The 5,561-nt window shown below is 44.4% G+C and carries 5 protein-coding genes; 3 read left to right on the forward strand and 2 right to left on the reverse strand.

Annotation, left to right across the window (positions count from 1 at the left end):
• Together WA010_RS04935 and WA010_RS04940 are read left to right on the forward strand one after the other, a co-directional pair.
• The coding region (locus tag WA010_RS04935) for a hypothetical protein (protein WP_422556036.1) at positions 1 to 791 on the forward strand (791 nt) is incomplete at its 5' end.
• A 23-nt stretch (positions 792 to 814) separates the two neighbouring features.
• The gene (locus tag WA010_RS04940) at positions 815 to 1,627 is read left to right on the forward strand and encodes a ferritin-like domain-containing protein (protein WP_422556037.1); all 813 of its coding nucleotides are present in this window, start codon (positions 815 to 817) and stop codon (positions 1,625 to 1,627) included.
• 15 nt (positions 1,628 to 1,642) lie between these two features.
• Here the strand turns inward: WA010_RS04940 and WA010_RS04945 are convergent, their stop codons facing one another.
• Complete coding sequence (locus WA010_RS04945) at positions 1,643 to 2,827, reverse strand: NifS family cysteine desulfurase (RefSeq protein WP_422556038.1); 1,185 nt, start codon at positions 2,825 to 2,827, stop codon at positions 1,643 to 1,645.
• Positions 2,828 to 3,038: 211 nt separating this feature from the next.
• On the opposite strand from WA010_RS04945, the gene WA010_RS04950 reads away from it, so the two are divergent.
• Positions 3,039 to 5,300: a glutamine--tRNA ligase/YqeY domain fusion protein gene (locus WA010_RS04950; RefSeq protein ID WP_422556039.1), complete on the forward strand. Its 2,262-nt coding sequence runs from the start codon at positions 3,039 to 3,041 to the stop codon at positions 5,298 to 5,300.
• 12 nt (positions 5,301 to 5,312) lie between these two features.
• Here WA010_RS04950 and WA010_RS04955 read toward each other — a convergent pair.
• A partial coding sequence (locus tag WA010_RS04955; protein ID WP_422556040.1) for a type II toxin-antitoxin system YafQ family toxin occupies positions 5,313 to 5,561 on the reverse strand: 249 nt, incomplete at its 5' end.

Raw genomic sequence — 5,561 nt, forward strand, 5'->3', positions numbered from 1 at the left:
GTTTTGTGGAACAAACAAAACTGATCTACGAAAGTGCGGAAGAGCAGTTAAATGCACTAGTAGACCCACTAATCATCGAACTTAATGGTTCTTTTCCCACACTAAACTCGAAAACTTTCTTTTTTGATATTGATAGTGACGGAACGGAAGATCAGATTTCTATGTTGGGAAATACAAGTGCTTTTTTAGCACTGGATAAAAATAGTAACGGAGTGATTGAAAATGGCAATGAATTATTTGGGGTAAAAAGTGGTAATGGATTTGAAGAACTTCGAGGATATGATACGGATAAAAATGGGTGGATTGATGAGAATGATCCGATTTTTAATAAATTGAGAATTTGGCACAAAACGGAGCATAAAGATGAACTTGTCGCGATAGGTGAAGTGGGAATCGGAGCAATCTATTTGGGGGATATCGCTACCCCTTTTGAAATTAAAAATTCGTCAAATAGATTGATGGGAGCAATGCGGCAGAGTAGTTTTTTTGTGTTTGAAAACGGAAAAGGTGGAATGATTTCTCAAATCGATTTGGCAGTTTCAGGAGAAGGTAATATTCAAGATACGATATCATCTACAAATAATAGATTGAAAAAGCTTCAAGGAATGAACTCCTATAAAACCAATGGTGAGGAAGAAGATAATTCTAGCGATACCAAGCTAGAAAAATTACAAAAACGTTTAAAATCTTTGGAATCAAAATTTCAAAGTGCGTCAGAGGAAGAAAAAGGTTTCATTCAAGCACAAATATATGCGATTCAACTACAAATAATGGCAATGGTGTCGCAATAAAATAGTATTGTATAATTACAATTATGGAATTCTATCAAACACTTCAAAATATTCTTATGGCTTCGGTTCCTACGGAAAAAATTAATTTATTTAAAGATTTTTACATTACCTATAAGTGTGGTGAAATCGAGTATGAATCATCAAGTAAAGTAATTGTTTTTGATAATCCGTCTTATGCCAATTTTTGTATTTTGAGCGATCCTAAAGAGGTTCCAAGACGGAACAAGCTCAATACTCCTTATGGTCAAAAATTACTTCTTCATGCAATAGCTCATATTGAATACAGCGCAATTGATTTGGCTCTTGATGCAGTGTATCGTTTCCGTGATTGTGGTACAGGATTTGAGAAAGATTGGTTGGAAGTTGCAGAAGACGAAGTTCGTCATTTTGAGATGATAGAAGGGCTACTCAGAGAACTCGGTAGCTATTATGGTGAATATCCTGTACATGATGCATTGTTTGAAGCTTCTATGCGGACGTTGGATTTAGATGAACGAATGGCAGTCGTTCCGAGATATCTTGAAGCAAATGGATTGGACGCAACACCATTGATTTTGAAAAAACTCTATCCGTATCGTCATGACCTGATGATTCAAAAAATAATAGCGGCGTTAAATGTTATTTTGCATGAAGAGATTGATCATGTTCGTAAAGGAGATGTGTGGTTTGAATTTGCCTGTAATAAGGCGATGAAAGAACTGTCTAGTTATTTCGAAATTATTGATAAACATTATCCTAACAGTTTTCCTCGTAAAATTAATATAAATTGTACAGCACGTCGTGAGGCAGGTTTTAAGAACGATGAACTTGCTCGTATTTCATTAGCCTCATGCTGATTTGTTAGTTCTAGCTCATCCAATTTCTGTTGTGTAGGCGTAGGTAGAGGAGATAGAGCGCAGACGTTCCGCGGCTTTGATAAAGACCTCAATGGTGTAGTCGATCTCGTCAGCGGTCGTAAATCGGCTGAGGCTGAGTCGGATCGCCGTATGGGCGAGTTCAGGATCTTCGCCGATAGCACTCATAACGGGATTGGCTTCGAGCGATTCGGAAGCACACGCACTCCCCGTAGATGCCGCGATGCCAGAGCGGTTGAGATCCCACAGCATCGATTCTCCCTCGATACCGCGCAAAGAGATGAGGATGGTATTCGGAGTACGACGAGCGCGATCGCCGACGACGATGGTATCGGGCAGTTGGGAGATGGCATCTTCGAGACGGTCACGGAGCGCACGAACGTCACTGTTCATTTTTGCCAAATGTCCCACCGATTGTTTCATCGCCAGACCCATCCCGATGATGTAAGCAACGTTGAGCGTACCCGCACGCTTGCCCCCCATTTGTTCCCCACCGTGGAGGAGATTCGGGAGTTCTTTCCCTTTTTTAACATACAATCCACCAATTCCCTTTGGACCGTGGAATTTATGCGCTGAAAACGTGAGATAATCGATTGGTATTGCACTAAGATCGACTTTGACTTTTCCGATCGCTTGAACCGCATCGGTATGGAACAAAATACCGCGCTCTTTTGCGATAGCAGCTACTTCTGCGACAGGGAAAATCATCCCCGTTTCATTGTTCGCCCACATCATACTAATGAGAATCGTTTTATCCGTAATAGCTGCCGCCACACGCTCAGAACTTACATAACCGTAAGCATCAACGTCAACAAATGTGATCTCTGCACCGTTCTCTTCGAGGAAATGGAGAGTTTCGAGGACAGATGGATGCTCTACCGCAGAAGCGATGATATGGTTTTTGGTAGGGTCTTTGAGGATATGTTTGAAAAAGATCCCTTTGAGGACAGCATTGTTACTCTCGGTCGCACATGAAGTGATGAGGATGTCATCGGCATCGGGTGCATTGAGCGCATCGTACATATACCCCATCGCTTCATTCAAATATGGGCGCACTTCGATACCGTACTGGTGCAATGAGTTCGGGTTTCCGTAGAGATCCTCGAAAAATGGCTGCATTTTTACTTTGACGATAGGGTCGAGTTTGGTAGTGGCGTTGTTATCGAGATAAACACGTTTCATATTTAGTCCTCATAGTGTGGTTATTATGAGTACTTATGCAAGATTTGTTCGAGAGATTCACTTTCACTAAAATTATTAGGGAAGTAAGGTTTTGATGAGTTTTTAAACATTGTAGGGTGGGATTTTGCCCCAATATGTCGTTATAATTGAACTTATTCGATAAAATACGGATTTTATTTAGTGCAGTATTATGATTAAGAAGGTTTTTTATATGAGTGAGAGCAAAGATTTTTTACGCACCATCGTTGAAGAGGATTTACACGCGGGCAAATACAGCGAAGTTGTAACCCGCTTCCCCCCTGAGCCAAACGGCTTTCCCCACATCGGACACGCCAAATCGATCGCGATCAATTTCGGAATCGCACGGGACTATAAGGGGCATTGTAATCTTCGAATGGACGATACCAACCCGACGACGGAAGACACCCGTTACGTCGAAGCGCTTAAAGATGCCGTAGAGTGGTTGGGATTTCAATGGGAGGGGAATGTTCGCTATACGTCGGATTATTTCCCTGAACTGTATGAATATGCAAAACAGCTTATCAAAATGGGCAAAGCCTACGTTGACAGCCTCACCGAAGAAGAGATTCGTGAGTATCGCGGGACGGTGATGGAAGCGGGACGCCGTAGCGTCTATGCCGAGCGCAGCGTCGAAGAGAACCTCGATCTCTTGGAGCGGATGAAAGAGGGCGAATTCAAAGACGGCGAACACGTTCTCCGTGCCAAGGTTGACATGAGTGCGGCGAATATGAAGATGCGCGATCCGCTCCTCTACCGTATCCGTCACGTCCACCACTACCGCACGGGCGATGCGTGGAATATCTACCCGATGTACGATTACGGTCACTGTATCTCCGATTATCTCGAAGGGGTGACGCACTCGATTTGTACGCTGGAGTTTGAAAACAACCGCGACATCTATGACTGGGTACTCGATACGCTGGGGCTGACATCACCGCGCCCGTATCAGCATGAGTTCGCACGTCTTGGGATCAATTACACCGTTATGAGCAAACGAAAGCTCCTCGAACTGGTCAACGAAGGGCATGTGAACGGTTGGGATGATCCGCGCATGTCGACCATTGCAGGACTTCGCAGACGCGGGTATACCCCTGAGTCGATTTTGAACTTCTGTCATCAGATCGGTATTGCCAAAGCCAACTCGATGGTCGATGTCGCACAGCTCGAATTTTGTATCCGAGACGATCTCAATACTAAAGTACCGCGCGTGATGTGCGTACTCGACCCGCTCAAAGTGACGATTGAGAACTATGGGGGGAGCGAAGAGCTTGATGCCTCGTATTACCCTGAGGATGTGCCGAAAGAGGGGAGCCGAAAACTACCGTTCTCCCGCGAAATATACATCGAGCGTGAGGATTTCAGCGAGAATCCCCCTGCGGGCTTTTATCGTCTCACCCCTGAACAACCCGTCCGCCTCAAACACGCCTACATCATCACCTGCAAAGAGGTGATCAAAGACGGTTCAGGCAACATCACGGAGATCATCGCAACGTATCATCCCGACTCCAAAAGCGGTTCCGATACGAGCGGTATCAAGGTCAAAAGTGCGATCCAATGGGTTGATGCGAGTACGGCTAAAACGGTCGAGGTACGACTCTACGACCGCCTCTACACCTGCGAAGCACCGGAGGGGGTCGAAGATCTCAATCCTGATTCGCTTAAAATCATAAAAAACGCTCTGGTCGAGCCTGCTCTCATCAGCGAAAAACCGGATGTCCGCTTCCAGTTCGAGCGTCATGGGTATTTTTATGCCGATCCGATCGATTATACCGACGAAGCGCCGGTATTTAACAAAATTGTAGGGCTGAAAGACTCGTGGAACAAAAAGAACAAAGCTGACGAGGGCGCAGTGAAACCAGAGCGCAAAGCAGCAGAGAAAAAAGTACAGATCGATGGTGAAGTGGCACCGATGAACGAAGCCGAGCAGGCGCGATATTTGAAGTATACAAATGAGTTCAAGCTTAATAGCGAAGTCGCCAACATCCTCGCACGAGATGCAAAGCTTGCTTCATTTTATGAAGATGCTGTCAACGAATATTATAGTCCTGTAGCCATTGCTAATATTGTGGCAAACGAAGTTGCGAGAGAACTCAAAGAAAAAGACGCAAATAAGTTAAAATTCACTGCTGCGCAGATCGCCGAATTGGTCAAAATGATCGATGATGAGATCATTTCCAACAAAATCGCTAAACAGGTGTTTGAAGAGATGGCGCAAAGCGGTGATAACCCTGCCAAAATCGTCGAAGCGCAGGGATTGGTACAGATCAGTGATCCATCAGTGATTTTGCCGATCATCGATGACGTGATGGCGAAAAATCCTGACAATGTCGAAAAATACAAAGCGGGTAATACGAAACTGTTCGGGTTCTTTGTCGGGCAGGTGCTTAAAGCGACGGGAGGAAAAGCAAATCCTCAGGTCGTCAATGATTTGGTAACGGAGAAGTTACAATAAAGTAGAGGATATTTATCCGAAAATTTGACTGTGACTGCCTAGTCGTGCAAGTATGACTGTATCGCCTTCAATAGTGTAGGCGAGCAACATATCTCCACCGAGATGGCATTCTCTGAAACCTTTCCAGTCACCTTTAAGTGCATGGTCTTTTGACTCGGGCGGAAGTTGAGTATCTTCTCTGAGATGGTTGAGATATGAGATCAGTTTTTCAAACTGGGTATCGGTGAGGCGTATTGTCGCGTAGTCTTTTAGAAATGCTTT

The sequence above is a fragment of the Sulfuricurvum sp. genome, from assembly GCF_049305995.1.
Lineage (GTDB): Bacteria > Campylobacterota > Campylobacteria > Campylobacterales > Sulfurimonadaceae > Sulfuricurvum.